The 23,399-nt window shown below is 71.0% G+C and carries 22 protein-coding genes; 9 read left to right on the top strand and 13 right to left on the bottom strand.

The annotated features are described in order from the left end of the window. Window positions 1-8: 8 nt before the first annotated feature. The 6 genes from ribH (at window position 9) to ACFXGN_RS15670 (ending at window position 4,903) form a co-directional block, all read left to right on the top strand. Complete coding sequence (ribH, locus tag ACFXGN_RS15695; protein WP_351787657.1) at window positions 9-494, top strand: 6,7-dimethyl-8-ribityllumazine synthase; 486 nt, start codon at window positions 9-11, stop codon at window positions 492-494. 33 nt (window positions 495-527) lie between these two features. Next, window positions 528-800: a phosphoribosyl-ATP diphosphatase gene (locus ACFXGN_RS15690; RefSeq protein ID WP_030551960.1), complete on the top strand. Its 273-nt coding sequence runs from the start codon at window positions 528-530 to the stop codon at window positions 798-800. 54 nt (window positions 801-854) lie between these two features. After that, window positions 855-1,703: an ATP phosphoribosyltransferase gene (gene hisG / locus ACFXGN_RS15685; protein WP_366442520.1), complete on the top strand. Its 849-nt coding sequence runs from the start codon at window positions 855-857 to the stop codon at window positions 1,701-1,703. A gap of 39 nt (window positions 1,704-1,742) precedes the next feature. Continuing rightward, entirely contained in the window at window positions 1,743-2,195 is a 453-nt protein-coding gene (locus ACFXGN_RS15680; RefSeq protein ID WP_384858748.1) for a PH domain-containing protein, read from the top strand. A gap of 273 nt (window positions 2,196-2,468) precedes the next feature. Further along, window positions 2,469-3,857 carry a hemolysin family protein gene (locus ACFXGN_RS15675; protein ID WP_384858745.1) on the top strand — a complete coding sequence of 463 codons (1,389 nt, stop codon included), beginning with the start codon at window positions 2,469-2,471 and terminating at the stop codon, window positions 3,855-3,857. Then, window positions 3,854-4,903, top strand: coding sequence for a hemolysin family protein (locus ACFXGN_RS15670; RefSeq protein WP_384858743.1), 1,050 nt, complete (start codon window positions 3,854-3,856; stop codon window positions 4,901-4,903). Before ACFXGN_RS15675 ends, ACFXGN_RS15670 begins: the two co-directional genes overlap by 4 nt. Before the next feature lie 64 nt (window positions 4,904-4,967). On the opposite strand, the gene ACFXGN_RS15665 is transcribed toward ACFXGN_RS15670, so the two are convergent. Then, entirely contained in the window at window positions 4,968-6,887 is a 1,920-nt protein-coding gene (locus tag ACFXGN_RS15665) for an AAA family ATPase (protein ID WP_384858740.1), read from the bottom strand. A 308-nt stretch (window positions 6,888-7,195) separates the two neighbouring features. Continuing rightward, entirely contained in the window at window positions 7,196-7,825 is a 630-nt protein-coding gene (locus ACFXGN_RS15660) for a uridine kinase (protein WP_384858737.1), read from the bottom strand. Window positions 7,826-8,124: 299 nt separating this feature from the next. Between ACFXGN_RS15660 and ACFXGN_RS15655 the strand changes: the two genes are divergently transcribed. Further along, on the top strand, window positions 8,125-9,540 hold the full coding sequence (locus ACFXGN_RS15655; protein WP_384858734.1) for a peptidase C39 family protein: 1,416 nt from the start codon (window positions 8,125-8,127) through the stop codon (window positions 9,538-9,540). A 493-nt stretch (window positions 9,541-10,033) separates the two neighbouring features. Here ACFXGN_RS15655 and ACFXGN_RS15650 read toward each other — a convergent pair whose 3' ends face one another. Continuing rightward, window positions 10,034-10,309 (bottom strand): hypothetical protein, encoded by a 276-nt coding sequence (locus ACFXGN_RS15650; RefSeq protein WP_384858731.1) that lies wholly within the window; start codon window positions 10,307-10,309, stop codon window positions 10,034-10,036. Beyond that, entirely contained in the window at window positions 10,306-10,626 is a 321-nt protein-coding gene (locus ACFXGN_RS15645) for a hypothetical protein (protein WP_384858729.1), read from the bottom strand. The genes ACFXGN_RS15650 and ACFXGN_RS15645 overlap by 4 nt, the downstream gene beginning before the upstream one ends. Before the next feature lie 472 nt (window positions 10,627-11,098). On the opposite strand from ACFXGN_RS15645, the gene gltX reads away from it, so the two are divergent. Beyond that, window positions 11,099-12,472, top strand: a complete 1,374-nt coding sequence (gene gltX, locus ACFXGN_RS15640; protein WP_384859170.1) for a glutamate--tRNA ligase — start codon at window positions 11,099-11,101, stop codon at window positions 12,470-12,472. A gap of 7 nt (window positions 12,473-12,479) precedes the next feature. Here the strand turns inward: gltX and ACFXGN_RS15635 are convergent, their stop codons facing one another. Genes ACFXGN_RS15635 through ACFXGN_RS15595 form a run of 9 tightly spaced genes read right to left on the bottom strand, consistent with a single transcriptional unit; the run spans window position 12,480 to window position 21,700 of the window. Continuing rightward, entirely contained in the window at window positions 12,480-13,466 is a 987-nt protein-coding gene (locus ACFXGN_RS15635) for a glycosyltransferase (protein WP_384858726.1), read from the bottom strand. Further along, window positions 13,463-14,077: an HD domain-containing protein gene (locus ACFXGN_RS15630; RefSeq protein WP_384858723.1), complete on the bottom strand. Its 615-nt coding sequence runs from the start codon at window positions 14,075-14,077 to the stop codon at window positions 13,463-13,465. Before ACFXGN_RS15630 ends, ACFXGN_RS15635 begins: the two co-directional genes overlap by 4 nt. 5 nt (window positions 14,078-14,082) lie before the next feature. Continuing rightward, entirely contained in the window at window positions 14,083-15,792 is a 1,710-nt protein-coding gene (locus tag ACFXGN_RS15625) for a carbamoyltransferase C-terminal domain-containing protein (protein WP_384858720.1), read from the bottom strand. Between the two features lie 23 nt (window positions 15,793-15,815). Beyond that, entirely contained in the window at window positions 15,816-16,613 is a 798-nt protein-coding gene (locus tag ACFXGN_RS15620) for a radical SAM protein (protein WP_384858717.1), read from the bottom strand. A gap of 17 nt (window positions 16,614-16,630) precedes the next feature. Further along, window positions 16,631-17,749 carry a hypothetical protein gene (locus ACFXGN_RS15615; RefSeq protein ID WP_384858714.1) on the bottom strand — a complete coding sequence of 373 codons (1,119 nt, stop codon included), beginning with the start codon at window positions 17,747-17,749 and terminating at the stop codon, window positions 16,631-16,633. Next, window positions 17,749-18,858, bottom strand: coding sequence for a radical SAM protein (locus tag ACFXGN_RS15610; RefSeq protein WP_384858711.1), 1,110 nt, complete (start codon window positions 18,856-18,858; stop codon window positions 17,749-17,751). The genes ACFXGN_RS15615 and ACFXGN_RS15610 overlap by 1 nt, the downstream gene beginning before the upstream one ends. A gap of 3 nt (window positions 18,859-18,861) precedes the next feature. Then, window positions 18,862-19,860, bottom strand: a complete 999-nt coding sequence (locus ACFXGN_RS15605) for a D-2-hydroxyacid dehydrogenase (protein ID WP_384858709.1) — start codon at window positions 19,858-19,860, stop codon at window positions 18,862-18,864. Then, window positions 19,857-21,170: a glycosyltransferase family 4 protein gene (locus ACFXGN_RS15600; RefSeq protein WP_384858706.1), complete on the bottom strand. Its 1,314-nt coding sequence runs from the start codon at window positions 21,168-21,170 to the stop codon at window positions 19,857-19,859. The genes ACFXGN_RS15605 and ACFXGN_RS15600 overlap by 4 nt, the downstream gene beginning before the upstream one ends. 44 nt (window positions 21,171-21,214) lie before the next feature. Beyond that, window positions 21,215-21,700: an ATP-binding protein gene (locus tag ACFXGN_RS15595; RefSeq protein WP_384858704.1), complete on the bottom strand. Its 486-nt coding sequence runs from the start codon at window positions 21,698-21,700 to the stop codon at window positions 21,215-21,217. Between the two features lie 248 nt (window positions 21,701-21,948). Between ACFXGN_RS15595 and ACFXGN_RS15590 the strand changes: the two genes are divergently transcribed. Next, window positions 21,949-23,394: a carph-isopro domain-containing protein gene (locus ACFXGN_RS15590; protein ID WP_384858701.1), complete on the top strand. Its 1,446-nt coding sequence runs from the start codon at window positions 21,949-21,951 to the stop codon at window positions 23,392-23,394. Window positions 23,395-23,399 lie beyond the last annotated feature (5 nt).

Raw genomic sequence — 23,399 nt, 5'->3', positions numbered from 1 at the left:
GGAGAGACATGAGCGGCAAGGGCGCACCCGTCCTCAGCGTGAAGAACTGCGGCGACCTCCGGGTCGCGGTCATCGCGGCCCAGTGGCACGAGAAGGTCATGGACGGCCTGGTCGACGGCGCCCTGCGGGCCCTGAGCGAACTCGGCATCGACGAGCCCACCCTGCTCCGCGTCCCCGGCAGCTTCGAACTCCCGGTCGTGGCCAAGGTCCTCGCCGGGCGCGGCTACGATGCCGTCGTGGCGCTCGGCGTGGTCATCCGGGGCGGAACACCGCACTTCGAGTACGTGTGCCAGGGCGTCACCCAGGGCCTCACCCAGGTCTCGGTCGACACCGGCGTACCCGTCGGATTCGGCGTCCTCACCGTCGACACCGAGGAGCAGGCCCTCGACCGGGCCGGGCTCGAAGGCTCCTCCGAGGACAAGGGCCACGAGGCCGTCACCGCCGCCGTCGCGACCGCGACCATCCTCCGTACGGTCAGTGAACCCTGGCGCTGACCCGCGACCCCCACCCCGTACCCTAGGACCATCATGGCGAACAAAACCTTCGAAGAGCTCTTCGCGGAGCTCAAGCTCAAGGCCGAGACCGGCGACCCGGCCACCTCCCGCACCGCGGAACTGGTGGACAAGGGCGTCCATGCCATCGGCAAGAAGGTCGTCGAAGAGGCCGCCGAGGTCTGGATGGCCGCCGAGTACGAGGGCAAGGAAGCCGCCGCCGAGGAGATCTCGCAGCTGCTGTACCACGTCCAGGTGATGATGGTCGCCCGCGGGATCTCGCTCGACGACGTCTACGCCCACCTCTGAGCACGCGTTTCCCGACTCCCCACCCTCCCGTCCCAGGCAAAGGAAGCTCACCCCATGCTGCGCATCGCCGTTCCCAACAAGGGTTCCCTCTCCGGACCTGCGTCGGCAATGCTCCATGAGGCCGGCTACCGCCAGCGCAAGGAGTCCAAGGAGCTGGTGGTCATCGACCCCGGCAACGAGGTCGAGTTCTTCTACCTGCGCCCCAAGGACATCGCGATCTACGTCGCCTCCGGGAAGCTGGACATCGGCATCACCGGCCGTGACCTGCTCCTGGACTCCGGTGCCAGCGCCGAGGAGATCCTCCCGCTGAACTTCGGCCGCTCCACCTTCCGTTACGCCACCCGGCCCGGCACCGCGAGCGGCCCCCAGGACTTCGGCGGCATGACGATCGCCACCTCCTACGAGGGCATCGTCGCCAAGCACCTCGCCGACCAGGGCATCGACGCCTCCGTCGTGCACCTCGACGGCGCCGTCGAGACCGCGATCCAGCTGGGCGTCGCCCAGGTCATCGCGGACGTCGTCGAGACCGGCACCAGCCTGCGCAACGCCGGTCTGGAGGTCATCGGAGACCCGATCCTCACCTCCGAGGCGGTCGTCGTCCGCCGTCAGGGCGCCGACGCCGACCACCCGCAGGCGCAGCAGTTCCTCCGCCGCCTCCAGGGCGTCCTCGTCGCCCGCTCGTACGTGATGATGGACTACGACTGCCGGGCCGAGCACCTGGAGCAGGCCGTCGCCCTCACCCCGGGCCTGGAGTCGCCGACCGTCTCCCCGCTGCACAACGAGGGCTGGGTCGCCGTCCGCGCGATGGTCCCCGCCAAGGAGTCGCAGCGGATCATGGACGACCTGTACGAGATCGGCGCCCGCGCCATCCTCACCACCGCCATCCACGCCTGCCGTCTCTGACGGCACGGCCCGCACTCCCCGAGGCCCGAGGAAACCCTGATGTCCCAGTCGTCCGCGCCCGCCCTGCCGGTCACCTTCCGTCCCGGGCGCACCCGGGCGATCCTGCTGACGATGGGGACCGCGATGTTCGTCGTGATCACCGCCGTGGCACTGATGCTGGACCGCCTCGGGCCGGGGGAACGCGTCAGCTTCGTCTTCACCGCCGCGATGCTCGCCGGGGTCCTGGTGCTGCTGAGCCGCCCCAAGGTCGTCGCCGACGCCGAGGGCATCACGGTCGTCAACATCACCCGGACCCGGCGACTCGCCTGGGCGGAGATCCTCAAGGTCAATCTGCGCCCCGGCGACCCGTGGGTCTTCCTCGACCTCAGCGACGGCACCAGCCTCCCGGCACTCGGCATCCAGCCGGGGATCGCCAAGGAGTCGGCGATCCGCGACGCCCGCGCCCTGCGGGCCCTGGCGGACAGCCACGGGACGGGCGGGGCCGCGGCCTGACGGCCGGCCGGGTCCGGGACCCCTCGGGGGAGGAAGCTCCTCCCCCGTACGGGACGACCCCGGTCCGTCCCCCGTCCGGGGCCGACCCTCTGCCCCTCGGGGCCTTCGCGTGACTACTCTGGAGGCGGTGGTGCCGAGCGCACCACCGCCTCGCGTGTGCAGGGCCGCGGTCGCGGCCCGCGGGGCCGCCCTTCTACCCGAGGAGTGACTCCCTCCAGCAATGGACGGATCGTCCGGTAGTACCCGCGCCGCCCCCTCCCGGGAGGCGGCGACATGATCGTCCCTCTTCTGCCGCTCGTCGCGGCCTTCGTCCTCGTCCTCGCCAACGGCTTCTTCGTGGCCGCCGAGTTCGGTCTCGTGACCGTGGAGCGCGCCGAGGCCGAGCGGGCCGCGGCGGCCGGTGACCGGCGCGCCCGCACCGTCGTCACCGCCCTGCGCGAGCTGTCCTTCCAGCTCTCCGGCACCCAGCTCGGCATCACGATCACCTCCCTCGTCGTCGGTATGCTCGCCGAGCCCGCGCTCGCCGGACTGCTGCGCGGACCGCTCACCGCCACCGGACTGCCCGGGGGCGTCGTCTCCTGGACCGCGGTGGTGACCGGGATGCTGCTCGCCGCCGCCGTCCAGATGGTGGTCGGGGAACTGGTGCCCAAGAACTGGGCGGTCTCCCGGCCGCTCCAGGTGGCCCGCTTCGTCGCCACCCCGCAGCGCTGTTTCTCCGCCGTCTTCCGGCCGGTGATCTCCCTGCTCAACCGGGTCGCGAACCGGCTGGTCCGGCTCCTGGGCGTCGAGCCCACCGAGGAGCTGGACTCGGTCCGCACCCCCGGCGAGCTGGTCTCCCTGGCCCGGCACTCGGCGCGGGCCGGTGCCCTCGAACAGGACACCGCCGACCTCTTCGTACGGACCCTGTCCCTCGGCGGTCTCACCGCGGAGCAGCTCATGACCCCGCGGGTGAAGGTCAGCGCCCTCCAGTGGGACGCGACCGCCGCGGACGTCCTCAACCTCACCCGGGCCACCGGTCTCTCGCGCTTCCCGGTCTACCGGGACCGCATCGACGAGATCGTCGGCATGGTCCACCTCAAGGACGCGCTCGCCGTCACCCCGCACGCCCGGCTGCGGACCCCCGTCGGCCGGATCGCCGTCCCCCCGCTCCTGGTCCCCGAATCGCTGCCCGCCCAGGCCCTCCTGGAGCGGCTGCGCAGGGAGCAGCCCATCGCGGTCGTCGTCGACGAGTACGGCGGTACGGCCGGGGTCGTCACCCTGGAGGACATCGTCGAGGAACTCGTCGGCGAGGTCCGCGACGAGCACGACACCCCGGCCGACGGGCGGCCCGAGCTGGCCGCCGCGCCCGCCGAGGACGGCCGCCCCGCCTGGGACGCCGACGGCTCCTGCCGGGTCCACGCCCTGCGCCGGATAGGCCTCGACGTGCCCGAAGGGCCGTACGAGACCGTCGCCGGGCTCGTCGCCGATCTCCTCGGGCGCATCCCCGCCCCCGGCGACCGGGCCGAACTCCCGGGCTGGCGGCTCTCGGTGCGGCAGGTCGACCGCTACCGCGCCGAGCGCGTCCGGATCGTCCGGACGGGCCCGGCGCCCGGCTCAGCGCCCGGCGGGGAGACCGGCGGGGCCGCGCGCCGGGTCCCGGTGGCGGCGGAGGCGGTCCGATGAGCACCCTTCCCCTGCTGTTCGCCGTCCTCCTGGTCCTGGCCAACGGCTTCTTCGTCGGGGCCGAGTTCGCGCTCGTCTCCGTCCGCCGCAGCCAGATCGAGCCGCTCGGCGGCGCCCGTGCCCAGCAGGTCCTGTACGGGCTGGAGAACCTGCCGCGGATGATGGCGGCCGCGCAGTTCGGCATCACCGTCTGCTCGCTGACGCTCGGCGCGGTCGCCGAGCCGTCCGTCGCCCGTCTCCTCGAACCGGTCTTCCACGCGGTCGGGGTCCCGGACGCGCTGATCCACCCGCTCGGCTACGTCGTCGCCCTCGCCGCCGTCGTCTTCCTCCATCTCGTCATCGGCGAGATGGTCCCGAAGAACCTGGCGATGGCCGCGCCCGAGCGGACCGCGCTCTGGCTCGCGCCCGGTCTGGTCGGCTTCGCCCGGCTCTGCCGACCCGTGACGGCCACGCTGGGAGCCTGCGCCCGACTGGTCCTGCGGGCGTTCAGGGTGGAGCCGAAGGACGAGGTGGAGGCGGTCTTCACCAGTGTCCAGCTGGGCAGGCTCGTCGAGGACGCCGGTCAGGCCGGACTGCTCGACCCGGCCGAGCAGGAGCGTCTGGAGGACGCCCTCGAACTGGGGACGCGCCCGGTGACGGAGGTCCTCATCGCCTCCGCTTCCCTGGTCACGGTCCCGCCGACGGTCACCCCCCGGGAGATCGAGGAGCTGACCGTCCGCACCGGGTACTCGCGCTTCCCGGTACGGGCCGAGGCCCGGGGCACCTTCATGGGCTTCGTGCACGTGAAGGACGTCCTCGACCTGGAGGAGCGGGAGCGGGCGGTGCCCCAGCGGCTGTGGCGGCCGATGGCGACGGTCCGCGCCGAACTGCCCCTCGACGACGCCCTCACCGTGATGCGCCGGGCCGCCACCCATCTGGCGCAGGTGGCGGACGGTTCGGGCCGGATCCTCGGCCTGGTCGCCCTGGAGGACGTCCTGGAGAAACTGGTGGGCGAGGTCCGCGACCCGGCCCACCGGCTCCTCCCGGACCGGGTGCCCGCCCCGTAGCGAACCGTGGGCCCGGACCTCCGGGCCCACGGCCCCCCGGACACCGCCCGTCGCGCGCGGGCCGTCAGTAGCCCGGCGGTTCCTGCTGGGGACCCCGGTCGACCGGGCCCCGGCCGGAGAGCACCTCGCCGTACGCCTGCATGAGGTCGGCGAGCCGCAGGGTCGCCAGATCGTCCCGGGTGGGCGTGTGCGGATAGCCGGACAGCCGCAGGTCGCGGTAGGCGCAGGACTTCTCGTACAGGGTGCGCAGGAAGCGTCCGTTGCCCAGTTCGTCGATCCAGCCCTGCTCGACGACGTGCGCGTTGATGGAGCGCAGCTCGTCGCGGGCCTCGTCGTCCCAGCCGTCCCCGTTGGCCGCCGCGAGGACCTCGCCGATGGCGGTGAGTTCCAGCGGCCGGTACGAGGGGAAGTCGACGCGGGTGGTGAACCGGGAGGAGAGACCGGGGTTGGCGCCGAGGAGCCGGTCCATGCCCTCGGGATATCCGGCCAGGATCACCACCAGGTGGTCGCGGTTGTCCTCGGCCCGTTTGAGCAGGACCTGGAGGGCCTCGTCGCCGTAGGCGTCGCCCTTGCTGTAACCGGTGTTGGAGAGCGCGTACGCCTCGTCGACGAAGAGCACCCCGCCCACCGCCGAGTCGATCAGCTCGTTCGCCTTCACCGCCGTCTGGCCGAGGAACTCGCCCACCAGATCGGCCCGCTGGGCCTCCACGAGATGGTCGCCGCCGAGCAGCCCGAGGGCGTAGAACACCCGGCCGAGGATGCGGGCGACCGTGGTCTTGCCGGTGCCGGAGGGCCCGGAGAAGACGAAGTGGCGTTTGGGCGGCTGGACCGGCAGGCCCTGTCCGGCCCGCAGCCGTGCCATCTCCAGCTGCGCCGACAACGCCTTGACCTGGCGCTTCACCGGCTCCATCCCGACCATGCCCTCCAGCTCGGCGAGCGCCTCGGCGAGCAGGGCGGGATCGGTGGGCCCGGCAGGGAAGCGCGGGGGAGCGGGCTGCGACGGCAGTGGGCCCTTCCGCCGCGCGGTCTCGGGCGGGGTGACCGCGGGGGCCGGGGGCACCGGTTCGGGCGCGAACCGCAGCCCGTCCCCGAGGGGGCCGGGGTCGGGCTCGGTGCCCGGCGCGACCTCCCCCGCGTCCTGCCCGAGCCCCCCGCCGACGGTGCCCAGGGCGACCGTGGCGAGCCCGGTCGGGTCGTCCAGGCCGTCGTACCCCTCGAAGCCGTCGTACTCCGCGATGGCCGCGAGCCGGGCGGCGGTGTCCATGAACGTCGGGTCGATCCGGTGCACGGCCCGGTAGAGGGGGAGCGCGGCGGCGCTGCGTCCGGTGCCCTCGTGGGCGCGGGCGAGCCAGTAGCGCAGCTCCTTGCGCTGGGGCTGCTCGCTGCGGCACCGCATCAGGGAGGCGGAGAGCAGCGGCTCGGCCTGCCCGTACATCTCCAGGCGGACCCGGGCCATCCCGCCGAAGAGCCCCGCCTCGATGCCGAGGAGCGGGTCGTCGACGAGGGTCTCGGTGTGCCGGACGAGCTGGTCCCAGTCCTTCACGAGATAGGCGCGGCAGGCGTGCAGGAAACGCACCTGGGGGTCGGTGTCGACCGGGGGGAGCCCGGCGAGGGCCCGGTCGAGCTCGGGCACGTGACGGCCGTCGAGCCAGTGGGAGGCGTGCGCGAGCAGCAGGTCGCGCGGGCTCTCCAGGACCGGCTGCACCCACCACCCGAGCCAGTACCAGGAGTTCAGGGGGCGCCGGTACCGGGACCGCTGCTCGCCGAAGCGCTCGCGGTTGCGGTACATGCGCAGCAGCGCCGTCGTGGTGTCGACCCTCAGGGCGTGCAGCCCGAGCCAGGCGTCCGCCATTCCGGGGTCGACGCGTACCGCCGTCCGGAACTCGTCCTCCGCCTGCGGGTAGGCGCCCATCGTGTAGGCGTCGACGCCGCGCAGCCAGGCGAGTTCGGCCGGGGCCTGCGCGCCCTGCGTGCCGATGTCCATCGGGTCCCCCACAACCGTCTTCGCATGGACGGGATTTGACCGCACCTGGGGGCATCGTACCTGCGCAGGGTGCGTGTGATTAAGGAGAAGCGCATGATCCGGAAGTGGTGACCCTGGGTGAGCGGCAGGGGTCACGGAGGGGTCGGGGGAGGGTTCCCGGGGCAGAACGAAGCCCCCGATCACGGGGGAACAACCGGGGGCTTCGCGTCCGCGGCGGCTTCGGAAAGCCGCACATTCAGAACGTAAGACCTGTACGCCCCTTGGGTCAAGCAGAGTTGAGGCACTTGCGGAAGCGGATGAGGTGACCCTCAGTTCACGGACATGAAGCCGTCACGGTGGGTGATGATCTGGTCCGCGACCGCTGTCACGGAGGGCCCAGTGAGCCATTCGTAACCCTTCTGACACTCGCGTACCAGGGTCCCGGCGAAGGGACGGGAGGGGTCCTGGGCGAAATGGCGAGTCTCCGCCACGGTCCATCCGTCCCAGAACGCGGCCTGCTCCGGACCGTCCCGCCGCCGCCCCCGCGCCCAGGAGTCCTCCGCCCCGCGCTCCATCCACAGCAGCCACGCCAGGAACGGGCGCACCTCCCTCCGGCCCGCCCCGACCCCCTCGACGAGGACCACCGGAGCGGGGGGCAGCGTCCGGGGCTCGCCGAAGCGCCGCAGCCGCCAGTCGTACGGACGGAAGGAGGCGGCCTCGCCCCGGGCGAGGGGTCCGAGGACCTGCTCCCGGAGCCTGCCGGTCCAGCCGAACAGCTCCTCGTGCGTGGCGAGGTCGTCGAGGCGGAGCACGGGGGCGCCGCCGAGCGCGGTGGAGAGACGGGTGGCGAGGGTGGACTTGCCGGAGCCCGCGTGGCCGTCGACCGCGACCAGCCGGACCGGTCCGCAGGAGGGCGGCAGCCGGAGCAGCGCCCGTGCCGCGCGGTCGAGGTCGTTCATGGACCCAGGGTAGGGGAGCGGGGGACCGCCGCAGGTCAACGAGGTACCACTGTCATCGGCCGGGACCCGCATTGGTGCGGCGACGCGGGGCGAAGTGCTGGCGGAGGCCCGCCGGGAGCCGCGATAGTGGGCCCGGCGGACCGCTCGTGTCCGGGTCCGTGCCGTGCCCTTCCGCGCCCCGCACCACCGGTGTCCGGGCCGTGTCCCCGCCGTCCGCCCGCGCGGGGCCGGGGTCCCGGTCCCGGACCGTCCGACCACGAGTCCGTACACCCGCCGTTCCCGACTGGGGGTCACCGCCCATGACCGGTTCCACTCCGCGCAGGACCGTCCTCACCGCCGCCCTCGCCGCCGTGGCGGGAACGGCGGTCGCGTCCGCCACGGCGTCGGCCGCCCCTCCCTCCTCCCCCTCCTCCGGCTCCGCCCCGTCCTCCGGCCCGACCGGCGCGGCGGACGGCACCGGGAGGCACGGCCACGCCCCCGCCGCCGGGCTCGTCGCCCACCGGTTCTGGTCCTCGTACCAGGACTGGCGGCGCGGTACGGACGCCGGGACCAGGGCGGTCCCGGGCGACCGCCCCGCCCTGGTCCTCGACACCCCCGTCGGCCGCACCGACCACACCGACCCGCACACCGGCCGCACCGCCACCTGGGAGTACGCGACCTGGACCTCGCCCCGGCACGTCCCGGCCGTGCCCGCCACCGAGGTCATCGCCTCCTGGAACGCCCACACCCCGCCCGGCACCTGGCTCCGGATCGAACTGTCCGGGGAGTACGGCGACGGCGCCGCCACCCCCTGGTACGTCCTGGGCCACTGGGCCTCGGGCGACGGCGACGTCCGGCGCGCCTCCGTCGACGGCCAGAGCGACGGCCGGAGCACGGTCTGGACCGACACCCTCGCCGTCGACGACCCGGCGAGCGGGCTGCGGCTGACCGCGTACCGGCTACGCCTCACCCTTCTGCGCGCCCCGGGCAGCGGCCTCACGCCCACGGTGTGGCGGATCGGCGCGATGGCCTCGGACGTCCCGGACCGCTTCACGGTCCCGGCCTCGAAGCCGGGCCCGGGCCATGAGCTGATCGTGCCGCGCTACTCGCAGAACACCCACGTCGGGCAGTACCCCGAGTACGACAACGGCGGCGAGGCCTGGTGCAGCCCGACCTCCTCCCAGATGATCGTCGAGTACTGGGGGCGGCGGCCCTCCGGGGAGGAACTGGCCTGGGTGAACCCCGCCTTCGAGGACCCCCAGGTCTGCCACGCGGCCCGCTCCACCTACGACCACCAGTACGAGGGCTGCGGCAACTGGCCGTTCAACGCCGCCTACGCGGCCTCCTACCCCGACATGAACGCCGTCGTCACCCGGCTCCGCTCGCTCACCGAACTGGAGTCCCTGGTCCGGGCCGGAATCCCGGTCATCACCTCCCAGTCGTTCCGCGAGGAGGAGCTGACCGGGGCCGGATACGGCACCTCGGGCCATCTGATGACGGTCATCGGCTTCACGGCGGCCGGAGACATCGTCGCCAACGACCCGGCCTCCCCCAGCAACGAGACCGTCCGCCGGGTCTACCGGCGGCGCGAATGGGAGAACATCTGGCTCCGCACGAAGCGCTACGACGCGAACGGGAAGGTCAGGAGCGGTACGGGTGGGGTCTGTTATGTCTACTGGCCCGAGCGGCCGACCTCGGAGCGGCATCGGGCGCTGCGGGAGCTGGGGCTGGTGTGAGCATCTACGGCCCGACGGTCGTCTCGACGACCTGACGGCACCGCTCCTGGCTGTCCCGCGTGAGGCGGCGTACCGGTCCACCGTGACCTTGATCGAACCATGTCCGAGCCAGCGAGGCATATCGTGAATGGACACGCCGTTTGTCAAGGCCGCGGTGGTCCATTTGTGGTGCAAGTCGTGCGGGTTTTATGCAGGAAGTCTCGAGCCGCTTGATGGCTCGGTCCCGCGACTTGCGGAGAAGATCGAGATACGGCATTCCGTCGATTGCATGGGGGATCGGAATCGGGTCGATGAGTGGCCTAAGGGAAGTAGGCGCGAATATGTTGCGCCACTCGCCTTCTTTTCGATGCTTCAGCGGAGCGTATCTCGGCGGGTGCTTTCCGGAAATATCCTTGTGGTGAATCACCTGCCGGATGCGCAGGGTGCCGTCGCGCATGTCTTCCGGGAAGAATCCCGGAGATTCCTCTATACGAAGTCCGCAACATGTCATCGGCTATATCACCGGAGACAGGCAAGGTCTGATCTCCTTGGTGATGGCGATTATCTCGTCGAAGCCGGGAAGTTTCCTGCCGTCGACAGGAATGACAGGGTTCTCCAGCTTCTCGGCCTGTGTCATGGGATTCACAGGAATCCGCCTGTGGCGCACAGCGTGGGAGAACAGCGCCGAGAGGGCTATGTGCCGGGACTCGATGGTGTTGAGGGTCGCCCCATCCCGGCGCCAATGTGCGTACAGGCCCTCGATGTCCGCTGCGGTGACCTGCGAGATCATCTTGCTCTCCAGGTGGGGGCCACGTGGAGGCGGACGATGCGCTCGTACGACTCGAGGGTGCCGGCGGAAGCGGTCTTCTTCGCGAGCCAGTCGTCCACGTACCGGCGGAGCGACACCTCGCCGGCATCGGGGTCGACGTTGATGGTCTCGCGTCTGTCGCCTTCCATCTTGGTGACGAAGTCGACCGCGTCCTTCTTCCGGGCGAACGACTTCTCCCGCTGACGCCCGGTGCGCCCGCCCGTCCCCCAGTAGTGGACTTTCCATTGTTCGCCGGAGGCGGTAGGGTCATTTTCGATGATCTGAGTCAACCTACTCACCCATTTCTGCTCACGCGACTTTGTGCCCGTGTTTCTCGGTTTGGGTGGTGTTGTGGTCGATCTTTCTGGCCGTGCCAAATTCCTGAGCACGAGAAGACCTGACGACCTGCGCTTTCAAGGTCCTAAGGCCGAGATGGTGCCAGCATAACGGTGCACCGTTCAAGGCCGTCCGGGCAGAGCGGCGGAGAAAGTCGATTCCCTGGTCGACGCCTCGGATCCTGCACCCGGCATCGATGATGAGTGCGGCAAGAGGTAAGGGCCTCGCCGCTGTCAGTTGGTGTGGTGAACGGTCCTGGGGCAAGGGCCCCCTGCGAGAGGTGGACGGAGGTGCCTGGAGCAGGAGGCGAGGAAAGCCGGAAAATGACGGTGCATGGGCACGCGAGGTGGTCTAGAGAGGGTGCCCGGCATCGGTACCCTGGAGGGCATGTCTACTGCCCCGGTTCGCGTTCGTTTCGCCCCGTCCCCGACCGGCATGTTTCATGTCGGTGGTGCACGGTCCGCTCTCTATAACTGGGCTGTGGCGCGACAGTCCGGCGGCACGTTCGTCCTGCGGATCGAGGACACCGACGCGGCCCGGAACAAGCCGGAGTGGATCGACGGGATCATCAGCGCGCTCGCGGCGATCGGTATCCACGGCGAGGACGCGGCCTTCGAGGGGCCGTACTTCCAGTCACACAACGCTGACCGGCACCGTGAGGCGGGGCTGCGGCTTTTCGCGGCTGGGCGGGCGTACTACTGCGACTGCACCCGGGAGCAGCTGAAGGAGCGCACCGGGTCGGACCACCTCGGGTACGACGGGTTCTGCCGGGAGCGGGGGCTTGCCTTCGAAGAGGGGCGGGCGCTGCGGTTCCGGACGCCGGACGAGGGTGAGACCGTCGTCGTGGACCTGATTCGTGGGGAGCCGGCGTTTCCGAACAGCGCCATCGAGGACTTCGTGATCGCCCGTGGTGACGGGTCCCCGGTCTTCCTGATCGCGAACGTGGTCGACGACCTGGACGAGGGCATCACCCAGGTCATCCGGGGCGAGGAGCATCTGTCGAACACGCCGAAGCAGCAGCTGCTGTGGGAGGCGCTCGGCTCGAAGCCGCCGGTGTGGGCGCACCTGCCGGTGATCGTGAACGAGAAGCGCCAGAAGCTGTCCAAGCGCCGTGACAAGGTCGCGCTGGAGGACTACCTCGCCGAGGGCTTCCTGCCCGAGGCGGTGGTGAACTACCTCATGCTTCTCGGCTGGGGTCCGGGCGACGACCGGGAGATCATGCCGTACGAGGAGCTGGAGCAGCTCTTCCGGATCGAGGACGTCAACACGGCCCCGGCCTTCTTCGACGTGAAGAAGCTGACTGCGTTCAACGGTGACTACATCCGCGCCCTGGCGCCGGAGCAGTTCGCCGCCGCCTGCGCCCCGTGGCTCGTCGCCCCGTACGCGCCGTGGACGCCGGAGGCGTTCGACAAGGACGTCTTCGAGGTGGCGGCGGCGCTGGCTCAGACCCGGATTGCGCTGTTGTCGGAGATCACTGGCTACGTTGACTTCCTGTTCCTTGACGAGCCCGTCGAGGACGAGGCGTCGTGGAGCAAGGCGATGAAGGCGGGCGCGATCGACATCCTGTCGGACACCCGCGCCGAGCTGGTCACCGTCGCGGACTGGAAGGCGGACGACCTCAAGGCTGTCCTCCTCGCCGTCGGCGAGAAGCACGGCCTCAAGCTGGGCAAGGCTCAGGCGCCCATCCGGGTCGCGGTCACCGGCCGGACGATCGGACTTCCGCTGTTCGAGTCCATGGAACTGCTGGGCCGGGACCGCGTGCTGGCCCGTCTGGACGCCGCAGCCAAGAAGCTGGCCGCTCAGGCGTAGCCGCTGGTCAGGCGACCTTCGTGAGGAGGTCGCCCCAGGCGTTGCCGAAGTAATTCAGATCGAACCCGGCCAGGGCCTCGTACGCGGCCTTGGCCTCGGTCTGGCGCGCCGTCGCGCGTTCCCGGACCTGCGTCGGCAGGCGGCCGAGGTCCGGGGTCGGCTGGCCGGTCAGCGCGGCGAGGTCGCCCAGGCCGGCCACCGGGCGGATAAGGCAGGGCAGGCCGAGCAGTAGGACCTCGGCCGCGCAGCGGCTCCAGCCCTCCCGCATCCGGGGGACGAAGACACCGACGTCACAGGCGCACAGCAGCCGCAGGTACCGCTCGCGCTCCACGTCGTAGTGCGTGCCGTCGAAGCCGATGGTGTTGCTGCCGCTGGTGATCACCCGCAGCCCGGGAGCGTTCGCCAGCGCTGTCGAGACCTTCTCGATGCCCTTCCAGTGCACGGCCTTGCCTGCGTAGACGCCGATCACGTCCGAGGGCAGCCCGAACTCCGCACGGCACTCGGCTCGGTCGAAGCCACGTGCTCGCTCGACCTCTGCCATATCGAAGGCGTTGTAGATCACCCGTACGTCGCGGACGCCTCGGGCCCGGAGGAAGTCGGCCCAGTACGGGGCGACGCACACCACGGCGGCGCACTGCGGCAGCACCCGAAACAGGTGCTCCCAGAGCATGGCCTCCACCGGGGCGGAGTCGTGCTGCAGCGGCTCGTAGTGGTGCAGGAGGAACACCGTGCGGGCCCGCATCCCCGGTGTGAAGAGCAACAGGCTCAGGTCGTCCCACACGAAGGTGCCGGTGGTGCTGTCGAGTGCCCGGATGGTCGGGGCCAGGCGGGCGAGGTGGCGGAGCTTGCGCCAGCGGCGGACGCGGTAGGTGCGCTTGTGGTCCGGGACCGTGCGCCACTCCACATCGTCGGCCGTCGCCTCGTGGAGCATCCGCAGGTAGACCCGGCCGCCGGTCCGGCCGACCGGCTCCATCGAGTAGACGACCCGCTTCACGGACGTACCTCCTCTTGCTGTTGGACGTACTCGGCGTGGAGCAGCCCGTGCATGGCCTCCAGCTGGGGGCTGAGGCCGCGGGCGACTTCGGCGAGCGGGAGGTAGAAGTCCTCCAGGCTCTGGAGGAACCGCCGACGCCTGTCGACGTTGGGCGAGGCGGCGAGATCGCGCAGGTTGTGGAGGCGGTCGGCGAGCCGGACGAGGAGGTCTTCGGGCGGGAGCGCGGCCTGCTTGAAGTGCCAGCGGGTCTCGTCGCCGACGGCCTTGGGGCGCTGTTCGAGGCGGTGGTCGGCTGTCATCGCACGTAGGCGGTAGGTGAACGGGCCGCCGAGATGCCGGACGAGCAGCGCCTCCGATTCGGGAGTCACCTCCAGAGCGTCGTGGAGAAGAGCGAGGAGGAGAGTCTCCACGTGGCTGACGCTGACCTCCGTCCTTAATAGCGTGATGATGGTCAGCGGATGGTCCATGTACGGAGTGCCCTGGTCGCGGGTGTGGCCGTCGTAGACGGTGAGGGCGAGGGCACCGGCCAGGCGGGCGCGGGACTGCTCGTCCGCGCCCCACGCGGCGGCTCCGAGCACGGTCAGGACGTGGTCCAGATCGATGGGGCTCATCCGCCTCACCGCGTACGGACGGCTGTGGCACAGGGGTCGGGCACGTGGTCGGCGAGGAGCAGGGTGTCGCCGACGGCCAAGGCGTCGAGGCCCAGACTGACAGTCGCTGACACGGCTTGCTCGGCGGTACGCAGGATCGGGGTGCCTTTGCGGTTGAAGGAGGTGTTCAGCAGCAGCGGCAGTCCGGTGCGCTCGTGGAATCGCTCCAGGAGTTCGCGCAGGCCCTCGTGGTCGGCGGCGACGGACTGCGCGCGGGCGGTGCCGTCGTGGTGGGTGACCGCGGCGATGCGGTCCGCTCGGCATCGGCGGACGCGGGCGACACGGTTCATGAACGGGTCGCCCGCCGACATGAACCACTCCGTGGCGTGCTCGGCGAGGACCGCTGGCGCGAAGGGGCGGTATGCGGCTCGCTTCTTGATCGCGTTGAGCCGGTCACGCGTGGCAGCGTGGCCGGGGTGGGCGAGGATCGAGCGATGGCCGAGGGCTCGTGGCCCGAACTCGAGCTGTCCCTGCACCCAGCCGACGATGTGGTGTTCTGCCAGGAGTGCGGCCACCGTGGGCGTCAGATCCGGGCCGAGGCCGGTCAGGGCACGGTATTCGCTCGGTACCGAAGGCACCGCGCCCGGGTGCGGGCCCCAGGCCGCGTCGGTAGGCACGGGGAGCCGCTCCTGGCCGAGCTGGTAGTGCCAGCCGTAGAGCGCGGCGCCCACGGCGGTGCCCGCGTCGTGCGGGGCCGGGGCCACGAAGAGGGTGTCGAAGCCGCTGTCGGCGGCCAGCTGGCCGTTGAGATGGGAGTTCAGGGCGCACCCGCCGGAGAACACCAATGTCGATGCAGTGGTGAGCCGTTGCAGGTGACGGGCGACGTGGACGACGGACTCGGCGAAGACCTCCTGGGCGGCGGCGGCCAGGTCGGCCCGCTCGTGCTCCGGCTGTTCCGCGACGTTGTCGGCGGTCCAGGCACGGCCACCGAGCAGCAGCGGTGTGCTGCTGTCCGCCGAGCCCCAGGGGTGATCGATGCGGACCTCGCCGTCGTCGCCGAGCCGGACCAGCTCGCGGATCTGCGCTCCGTAGCGCTGGGGATCGCCGAAGGCCGCGAGCGCCATCATGCTGCCCTCGGGCTCGTCGCCGGGTGGGATCACCCGCCGCGCGAGGTTCCGGTAGAAGTGCCCGAGGGAGGAGTGGAGGCGCCGGGGGCTGGCCGGGCCGGGGACGAGGGTCGGCATGCCCTGGTGGAGGCGGTCGATGCGATCGGGCCGCAGGTCGTACCCCGTGATGCGCTCCCGGCCAGGCCCGAAGTCGGATCCGAGAGAGGAGCCGCCGGCGTCGATGACGAGTCCCGCCGCGTGCTCGTGGCCGGAGAGCAGGTAGCCGGAGAGCACGTGGGCCGTGTGGTGGGAGAGGAGGCGGAGGTGTTCGCCGAGCGGGGCGGGCAGGAGGGCGGCGAGTTCGTCTCGCTCCTCGGCCAGCCACCAGCCGGCGGCGGGGTTGGGGCGCATGGAGGCGGCCCAGACGGCGTCGATGTCCTGCGGTTCGAGGCTGGCGGCCTCCAAGCACCACTGGAGCGCGCGGGTCGGGGCGGTGAGCGTGCCCTTACGGGTGGGGTGGTTGTGCTTGACGCCGCTCCAGCGTTCCTCCTCGGCCGCGTAGAGGCGGCCGTCGACGACCAAGGCGGCGCTGGTGTCGTGGTGGAAGTTCAGTCCGAGGACTGCGGGCATGGTGGTGTACCTCCGGTCTGGGGTCAGACGGTGAGGGCCGGGACGGGGAGGAGGGCGGTGCCGGAGTCGGTGTACTCGTGGCAGCGCAGGCAGAACCGGAAGTGGTGGCTGCGGGGCGCGAACACCTTGGCCGCGAAGTCCTCGTCCCAGATGCTGAATTCGCTGTCGTCCTTCGACATGGCGTTGAAGCAGCGGTAGCAGGATCCGTCTATCTCGATCATCAGGTGCTGGTCGAGGTAGCGGTCGCAGATGCCGCGCAGCTCGTTCGCCGGCTGGCCGACGTCGATGTGGTGTACGTGGTTGGTGACGTGGATGGCGCCGTACGTGTTGCACAGCCTCGCGAGCTGCGTGAGGCGGGTGGAACTGATGCCTTCCAGGACACTGTTGATGACCACGGTCTTGCCGGCCTCGCGGAGGCGGGGCACGACGGCGTGGACCTCGTCGTAGTTCTCGTGCTCGTCGTCGCAGCCGATGAGGACCTGGTCGTACGAGCGGAGGGTGGCCTCCATGATCCGCTTGTTGCGGGCCAAGGTGATGGCGTTCGTGCCTAGGACCATGACCTTGTGGGGCAGGCGGGTGCGGGCCGCGTCGCTGAGGGCGGGGAAGTCCCGGTGCACGGTGGGCTCGCCGCCGTTGATGTGCAGCTGCTGGAAGGGGGTGGTCTCCAGCCGGGCCAGGATGGTGGAGAACAGCTCCATGGACATGTTCTCGCCCTGGGCGCCGTCGGCGAAGATGCAGAAGTCGCAGGAGCGGTTGCACTTCGTCGTGATCTTGATCTTCGCCGTCTTCAGGGCGCGGGGCAGGGGCGCACGCACGGGCATGGGCGGAACTCCTTGGGTCAAGGGTGGGCGTCGCCGGGGGTGAGGCTGAGGAAGTCCTGCACGGTCGACTTCTGCCGGTGCCAGAGCGCGAGGGTCGCGCGCAGGGTGCCAGCGGTGGTCGGTCCGGTGGGAATCAACGCCGCCATCCGGGCGGTCAGCCGCTGGGCGGGAGTGGCCTCGTCCGCCGCGAGCGCGTTCAGGGTCTGCGCGGCGGCTCGGAGTTCCTTCGCCTCCCGTCGGATCAGGTAGTCGGTCGCCACGCCGGGCGGCGGGTCGAGGTAGTACAGCCAGCGGGCGACGCGTACTCGGAGCATCCCCGCGGTCATCACCCAGTCGGTACGGGCGTGCTCCTTGCCCGGGGCAGCGGGGCTGCCTACGGCGGGGACGCGGCGCATGGCCGCCTCCAAAGCGACATGTGCCTTGCGGAGGAGGTGACGAGGGTTGCGGGGAACGGAGTCGGGCCGGTCCTCGGCGTGCCCGAGGAACAGCTGGGCGTACTCGTCCAGCCCGTCCGGCCGCCACTGAGTGAGGGCGGCCGTCTTACCGGGGCAGCGGGTTCGTGTCGCGAGCGCGGAGGCGGCGAACCAGCACGGGGCGAGGTAGTGCCAGGCCACGCAGTGGCGCCGGTACGCGGCGATGTCCTCGACCACGTTGTCGGTGCTGTCCGCCGCCAGCTGGTACCGGCCGCCCAGCCGCCCCTGGAGGATGCCCCGGTAGAACCGCTCGTCGACCTCGCACCACGGCGCCATCTGGGCGCGGGACTTCCAGCGCTGGAAGTCCCGCGCGCTCCCGCTGATCAGCGACCAGGTCGCGAGCTCGGGCGCGGAGACGAGCCGTCCGTCCGCCTCGGCCACGGTGAACGCGAAGCCGGGCGGGTGCTCCAGGAGACGTCCGTGGGAGACCTCCTGATCGACCGCGGTGGTGTGCGCGGCGGCCAGGCGGTGGTTCCACTCCTCCCAGTCCGCCGGAGCCTGGGGGAGGAGGAGCCGGACGTCGATGTCGGAGTGGGGAGCCAGCAGGTCGGCCGGCTGCCACTTGTGGGTCAACATCACCGCCCCGACGCCGTGGGCGTCCAGCTCGCGTTCGTACAGCGCTCCGAGCCCCGGGTACAAGGGCGGCGCCTCGACCATGACCATCACCGCTCTCCGCTGGAGGCGCGGGAGCAAGCGGGCTCGGCCGCGTTCGTGGTGAGCAGGGGGAGCAGGGGCAGGACTGGGGTGCCTTCGGGGCGCTCCATCCGGTCCCAGCGCAGGTCGTAGTCCACGTAGTGGAAGCCCTGCCAGGCGTCGTTGGTGTTGCGGTCGAGCATGGCCTGGAAGAGGTGGGCGAAGGCATTGCCGAGGGTGCCCTCGGCGAGATGGGGCTTCAGCGGGATGTCGCGGTTGTGGAGGATGCAGGGGCGGGCCACACCGGTGGGCGTGATCTTGATGCGGTTGGCGTCGGAGCAAGTGGCGCAGCTGGAGTTGGAGATGAAGCCGATCGAGCCCGCCCAGCCGTCCGGGCGGAGGTACTGCCCGGGGCTGCGGACCCCGAGCTCGTCCCTGCGGACCTCGCTGGCGTTCGAGAACCACTCGTGGAGACCGTCGCGGGCTTCCGCCTCGCTGATGAACTCGGTGTCGAAGAGCGCCTGCGCGGGGCCGATGTTCTGGAGCTCGATCAGCCGCACGGCGATGGGCAGGTCGCGGGCGAGCCCGGCGACGGCGAAGGCGTCGTCCAGGTAGGTGCGCTGGAGAACACAGTTGATCTTCACGCGCAGGCCGAGTGCGAGGGCGGTGTCGAGGGTGCGCCGGGTGATGCGAGGGTCGCCGCCGCCCATGATCTCGGCGGATCGGTCGGGGTCGAGGCTGTGGAGGCTGAGGTTGAGGTAGGTCAGGCCGGCGCTGTGGAGCTTCTCGACGCTCAGGCCGCGGCGCAGGTTGCCGTGGCTGGTCATGCCGATCGCGGCGTCGGGTCCGAGGCCGTCGGCCAGGCCCGCGATCACGTCGAGGATGTCCGCGCGGAGGGTTGGCTCGCCGCCGGAGCAGTGTGCCTTCCTGATCTTCCAGGCGCCAGCCTCGGCGGCGATGGCTGCGTAGTCGGAGGAGGTCAGGGGACGGTCCTTGTGCCCGTAGTCCGGCATGCAGCGCGGCTTGCAGAACACGCAGTCCAGGTTGCAGAGCGAGTTCAGGGTGAAGGCCAGGTAGGGGTGGTTGCGGCCGGTCGTGGCGAAGGCGGCGGCGAGGTCGTGGCGGCGCGTGGTGGGCATCGGTCAGCCTCCTACGAAGGGAGAGCGGGCAACTGGTACCTCGGCCAGGCCGTTAAGCGGCTGGTCGGTGAGGTAGCGGCGCAGGTTGTCGGCGAAGAACGCGACCGCCTCGTTCATGTACGTGCGGCTGAGCGTGGAGCTCTTCGGCGTGAGGACGACCCGGGGGTGGAGCCGCAGCGGATGGCGGGCGGGCAGCGGTTTCGGGTCGAAGACGTCCAGGGCGGCGCCGCGAAGGTGGCCGGCGTTGAGGGCGGCCAGGAGGGCCGACTGGTCGACGGTCGCCGCGCGGCCGAGGTTGAGGAAGACGGACTTCGGCTTGAACGCCGTGAAGAGGTCGTGGTCGAAGAAACGGTCCGTGGCCCGGGTGGCGGGCAGCAGATCGACCACCACGTCGGCGACGACGACCGCCTGGTGGACCGCCGACGTGTGCATCCACGTGATCCCACCCTCGGCGGCCACCGGCGGCGTCCGCCGTACGCCGATGACGTCCATGCCGAAGGAGCGGGCCGCACGAGCGAGGTGTCCGCCGATGCTGCCGCAGCCGACGATGGTCATGGTCGCCCCCGCCAGGTCGAAGAACTCCTCGGCCAGGTCGTCCTTCCACCAGGACCGGTTCCGCTGGGCGAGCTGACTCGTGAACAGCCCGCGGGAGAAGCCCAGGACCATCCCCATGGCGTGCTCGGCCATGGGCCTGCCATGGAATCCGTACGAGCGGGTCAGCACCACTCCGACGGAGTGGGCCTCGGCGACGGGCAGATGGTCCGTGCCAGCGGCCGGGGAGGCGATCCACCGCAGATGGGGAGCGCCGAACAGCCACGAAGGCTTGAACGCCCAGCCGAAGTAGACGTGCGCCTCGGCCAGCTGGTGCGGCACGGACTCCTCGGTCGCCGTACGGAACTCGACACCGGGGAAGGCGGCGGACAGCGCCCGCTCGTGCTCGGCGGACAGCCGCCAGAAGGAGTGCGGGGACTTCAGGCTGATCAACACCACCGGCCGGTTCATCGCGCTCGGCCCTCCGCGCTGGACGCTGGCGCGAGAGCCCAAGGAGCGATGCGTTCGACGACGGAACCGATGCTGGCCTCGTAGTCGTGGCGCGAGCGCACCAGGACCACCCCGGCGCTCCGGAGCCGGTCACGCTCCCGGGGCAGGACGGTCAGGGCGCGATGGAGCGCGGCGGCCAGGGACCGGGCGTCCCGTGGTGCGGCAGTGAAGCCGGTCTCGCCCTCGACGACAGTCTGGGCCAGCCCGCCGGCCGTGGTTGCCACCACCGGGCCCGCTCCGGCCGCGAACGCCTCCAGAGGGATGCGACCGAAGGGCTCCTCCCGCGAAGGAACGACGACCGCGCGCAGGGCCGGGTTGTGCAGCCAGGCGCGGATCGCGGGGGTGAAGCGCGTGATCAGAGTCGCGTCCAGGCCGTAGGCACGGATGCGCGCTGCCAGGTCCTCCTGATACGAGGTGGGGCGCTCGTGCTCCTCCGAGGTCACGGCCGCCAGGACCAGGTGCGGAGCTCGGACCCCGCGCTCCTTGAGGAGGTGCAACGCCTCCAGGAGGTCGTCGAAGCCCTTCGTCGGCACGGCACGGCCCATGGCGAGAAGGAACCCGGCGCGGGCCTTGAAGGGCAGGGGCGGCGCGCTCGTCGGCCGGGCCATCTCCTCCTGGATCAGCCCGTTCGGGACGCTCACGATGCTTCCCCGAGGGACGGCGTAGCTGACGACGAGGTGGCCGCGCATGTGGGAGGAGATGGCGCCGATCCGCCCGCCACGGACGGTCGCCGCCCGCAGGGCGTCCCGCTCCCAGCGGACTCGGGACATGTCCTTGGGCTTCGTCAGCGCCGTCGTGGAGCGGGGCACGAGCAGCAGGTCCGTAGTCGGCGATGTGTAGGGGGCCAGCCCGAGGAACGGGATGTCGAGGCCGATGAGGAGGCACCGGCTCGCGCAGTCGGCGATGCCTACGGCCGCTTCGCCTGCCAGGTCGCACAGCTGCATGGAACCGTGGATCGAGTCCGGCGCCGCCTGGACCTCCGGGATCGTGATGACGTCGGCCTCGGCCTGCCGCAGCATGTGCTGGACCTCGCCGGCCCACCGCCGGTCGTGCGCTCCTGCCGTGTCCGGCACGTGCGGGGTGATCACGGAGAGGCGGCCAGGGGGCAGCAGACGAGCGAGGGCCGTGAGGAAGGCCCGGTTGCTGAAGCCCGTGCCCGAAGCCGCACCGTAGAAGCCCTCGTGGAGGGCGACGACGACACGGGGCTGGCGGGCCGCCTCCGGTACGGCGGCCGTGGGTGGGAGTGGTGGAGTGGCATGGTCGATGCGCACCGTGTGGTGCCTCCTTCGAGGAAGGGGTGTCGTGGGCGTGGACATCAATGGGTGCCGTCGGGCGAGTGGTGGGACCCGCGCCTGAGTCGGCACCAGGCACGGGTGCCGTGATTACCGGTCGTCAGCGACCAGGCATCGGCCAATGCCTCGACGATGACCAACCCTCGTCCCGATTCGGCCTCCTCCTCAGGAGCTGGAGGAGAGCAGGGCGCAGGGTCAGAGCAGCCGCCGTCGGTGACCGTGATCTCGACCTCCAGGTCACCGGCGGTCTGACTCCTGCGGTCGACGCACAGGACCAGAGGCGGCCTGCCCGAGGCGAACGCGTTCGTCGCGAGCTCCGACGTGATCAGGCGGGCGTCATCAAGCAGGTCCGCCTCGGCGTCGTGGAGGGCGACCGCCACAGCCTCCCGCGCGACTTCGGCCGCCTTCGGCCCGTACGGCAGATCCGTGATCAGCGTGGTCGCGTCGGCGGCGTCGACGCCGCCCTGTCCGGCGACGGAGGTTGCTCGCCCGGTACCGATCTCCAGCACACTGCCCGGATGGTCTCTGGAAGTGCCCGTGCGGTGTCTCAAGGCCCACCCCTCTCTCCGTCGGCACCGAAGGCGGCGCCTTCCGCCGGGATCCAAGAACACCGGAGGAGGCTGGTCGCGCAGGACCCGATCAACGGGTCAACTCGGTCAACTTCCTTGAGAAGCAGGTGAATCAGCCGCCTGGGGGCGTCACCATGAGGGAGCGCGAGAAGTGATGGACGAACCACTGGGGCAAGAGGTGGTCGCACGTGGCACCGCAGGCAGGGGAACCCAACGCCGTACTGGCGCGGTGCCTCGACGAGCTCGGGTGGAGCCCGAAGGCGCTCGCTCGGAAGCTCAACAGGGTCTTCGGAGCGGGGACGGTGGCCGAGTCGGCGCCGTACCACTGGCGAGACGCAGGCTCGCTGCCGCGCTTGCCGTTACCGATGATGGCCGCCTACGTGCTTTCCCAGGAACTGGGTAGACCTGTCTCGGTGGCCGAACTCTGGCAGGGCCGCGTCGGCGACTCCTCGGCACTTGTTCCGGCCGACACGGATCTCGCACGGCCCTGGAGCGTGCAGGGCATGGAGGCGATCGTGGAGGACTGGGTGATGGGAGGGCTCGTCGACCGGCGCCGCTTCCTCGCGATCTCGGGCGCGGGGCTCCTCGCGATCGTCGCCCAGTACCTCGACGGAACTGCGGGGCGCGGCCAGTACGCGCCCCGGATCACGCCCTCCCCTGGCGCCGATCCACTCGTGGACCAGGTCGAACAGCACCTGCCCATGCTCTCCGTGCTAGACGACGAACACGGTGGGGCACGTCACCTCCCTTACGTGGGTGCCCAGTTCCGTGCGGTCGGGCTGCTGATCCGCGAAGGCGGTCATGCTCCCGCCGTCGCGAGCCGCCTCATCCGTGCGCTCGCCGAGATCGGCCAGCTGGCTGGCTGGATGGCCTTCGACGCCGCCGACCACGGCCTGGCACAGCGCTACTTCGCCACCGCGCTGCGGGCAGCGCACCAGGTGAACGACCTGCCCCTGTGCGCCCACATCCTCGGCGACCTCTCCTTCCAGGCGGCAAGTCGGGGCCACCCCGCGGATGCCATCGCCCTCGGCGAGGCCGCCCGCCGCGCCGGCGACGCCGCCCCGCCTGTCGTACGGGCATCCGTCCTGTCGCGGCTCGCCTACGCGTACGCCGCCGCCGGCCGCGACAACGACTTCGCGCACACCCGTGGAGGCGCCCGTGATTTGATCGCCAGCCGAGACGGCGGCCGGGAGGAGCCTCGCTGGATGTATTTCCTCACCGACAACCACCTGGACTGCCAGGCCGGTTATGGGCTCATCCAGATGGGCCGAGCCCAGCTCAAGGCGGACGGCAGCACAAGGGCACGGCGCTATCTCGCCCAGGGGACGGAGATGCTCCGGACTGGGGCATACGACGTCCCGCGTGGCGACCCCAGCCAGCGCAGGGCTATGTTCGAAGGAGCCTGGCTGGCCCTGGGCCACAGCGCTCATGGCGACCTAGAGGCCGCCTGCGAGGTCGGCCAGATCGTCGCCGACCGCCTCGACGTCGTGCGCTCACCTCGCAGCGCGGCCCTGCTGCACCAGCTCGCCGCGGACCTGCGCCGCCGACAGCGCAACTCCCATGTGCACAGCTTCCTGCCGGCCCTGGAGCACGCCCTTGCCGAACATGCCCCCTTGACGTCACCTGGCCGTTAGGGTCG

Origin of the sequence: Streptomyces sp. NPDC059247 (assembly GCF_042754005.1) — a bacterium.
GTDB lineage: Bacteria > Actinomycetota > Actinomycetes > Streptomycetales > Streptomycetaceae > Streptomyces.
The sequence above is the reverse complement of the archived record's forward strand: the minus strand, read 5'-3'. Positions and strand labels throughout refer to the sequence as shown.

Bases quoted from the DNA above. Each gene is read 5' to 3' on its own strand.
- ACFXGN_RS15670 (WP_384858743.1), top strand. From the start codon at position 3,854: ATGAGCACCCTTCCCCTGCTGTTCGCCGTCCTCCTGGTCCTGGCCAAC.
- ACFXGN_RS15675 (WP_384858745.1), top strand. From the start codon at position 2,469: ATGATCGTCCCTCTTCTGCCGCTCGTCGCGGCCTTCGTCCTCGTCCTC.
- ACFXGN_RS15680 (WP_384858748.1), top strand. From the start codon at position 1,743: ATGTCCCAGTCGTCCGCGCCCGCCCTGCCGGTCACCTTCCGTCCCGGG.
- ACFXGN_RS15630 (WP_384858723.1), bottom strand. From the start codon at position 14,077: ATGAGCCCCATCGATCTGGACCACGTCCTGACCGTGCTCGGAGCCGCC.
- ACFXGN_RS15650 (WP_384858731.1), bottom strand. From the start codon at position 10,309: ATGATCTCGCAGGTCACCGCAGCGGACATCGAGGGCCTGTACGCACAT.
- ACFXGN_RS15690 (WP_030551960.1), top strand. From the start codon at position 528: ATGGCGAACAAAACCTTCGAAGAGCTCTTCGCGGAGCTCAAGCTCAAG.
- hisG (WP_366442520.1), top strand. From the start codon at position 855: ATGCTGCGCATCGCCGTTCCCAACAAGGGTTCCCTCTCCGGACCTGCG.
- ACFXGN_RS15620 (WP_384858717.1), bottom strand. From the start codon at position 16,613: ATGCCCGTGCGTGCGCCCCTGCCCCGCGCCCTGAAGACGGCGAAGATC.
- ACFXGN_RS15665 (WP_384858740.1), bottom strand. From the start codon at position 6,887: ATGGACATCGGCACGCAGGGCGCGCAGGCCCCGGCCGAACTCGCCTGG.
- ACFXGN_RS15605 (WP_384858709.1), bottom strand. From the start codon at position 19,860: ATGAACCGGCCGGTGGTGTTGATCAGCCTGAAGTCCCCGCACTCCTTC.
- ribH (WP_351787657.1), top strand. From the start codon at position 9: ATGAGCGGCAAGGGCGCACCCGTCCTCAGCGTGAAGAACTGCGGCGAC.
- ACFXGN_RS15660 (WP_384858737.1), bottom strand. From the start codon at position 7,825: ATGAACGACCTCGACCGCGCGGCACGGGCGCTGCTCCGGCTGCCGCCC.
- ACFXGN_RS15610 (WP_384858711.1), bottom strand. From the start codon at position 18,858: ATGCCCACCACGCGCCGCCACGACCTCGCCGCCGCCTTCGCCACGACC.
- ACFXGN_RS15625 (WP_384858720.1), bottom strand. From the start codon at position 15,792: ATGCCCGCAGTCCTCGGACTGAACTTCCACCACGACACCAGCGCCGCC.
- gltX (WP_384859170.1), top strand. From the start codon at position 11,099: ATGTTTCATGTCGGTGGTGCACGGTCCGCTCTCTATAACTGGGCTGTG.
- ACFXGN_RS15655 (WP_384858734.1), top strand. From the start codon at position 8,125: ATGACCGGTTCCACTCCGCGCAGGACCGTCCTCACCGCCGCCCTCGCC.
- ACFXGN_RS15615 (WP_384858714.1), bottom strand. From the start codon at position 17,749: ATGGTCATGGTCGAGGCGCCGCCCTTGTACCCGGGGCTCGGAGCGCTG.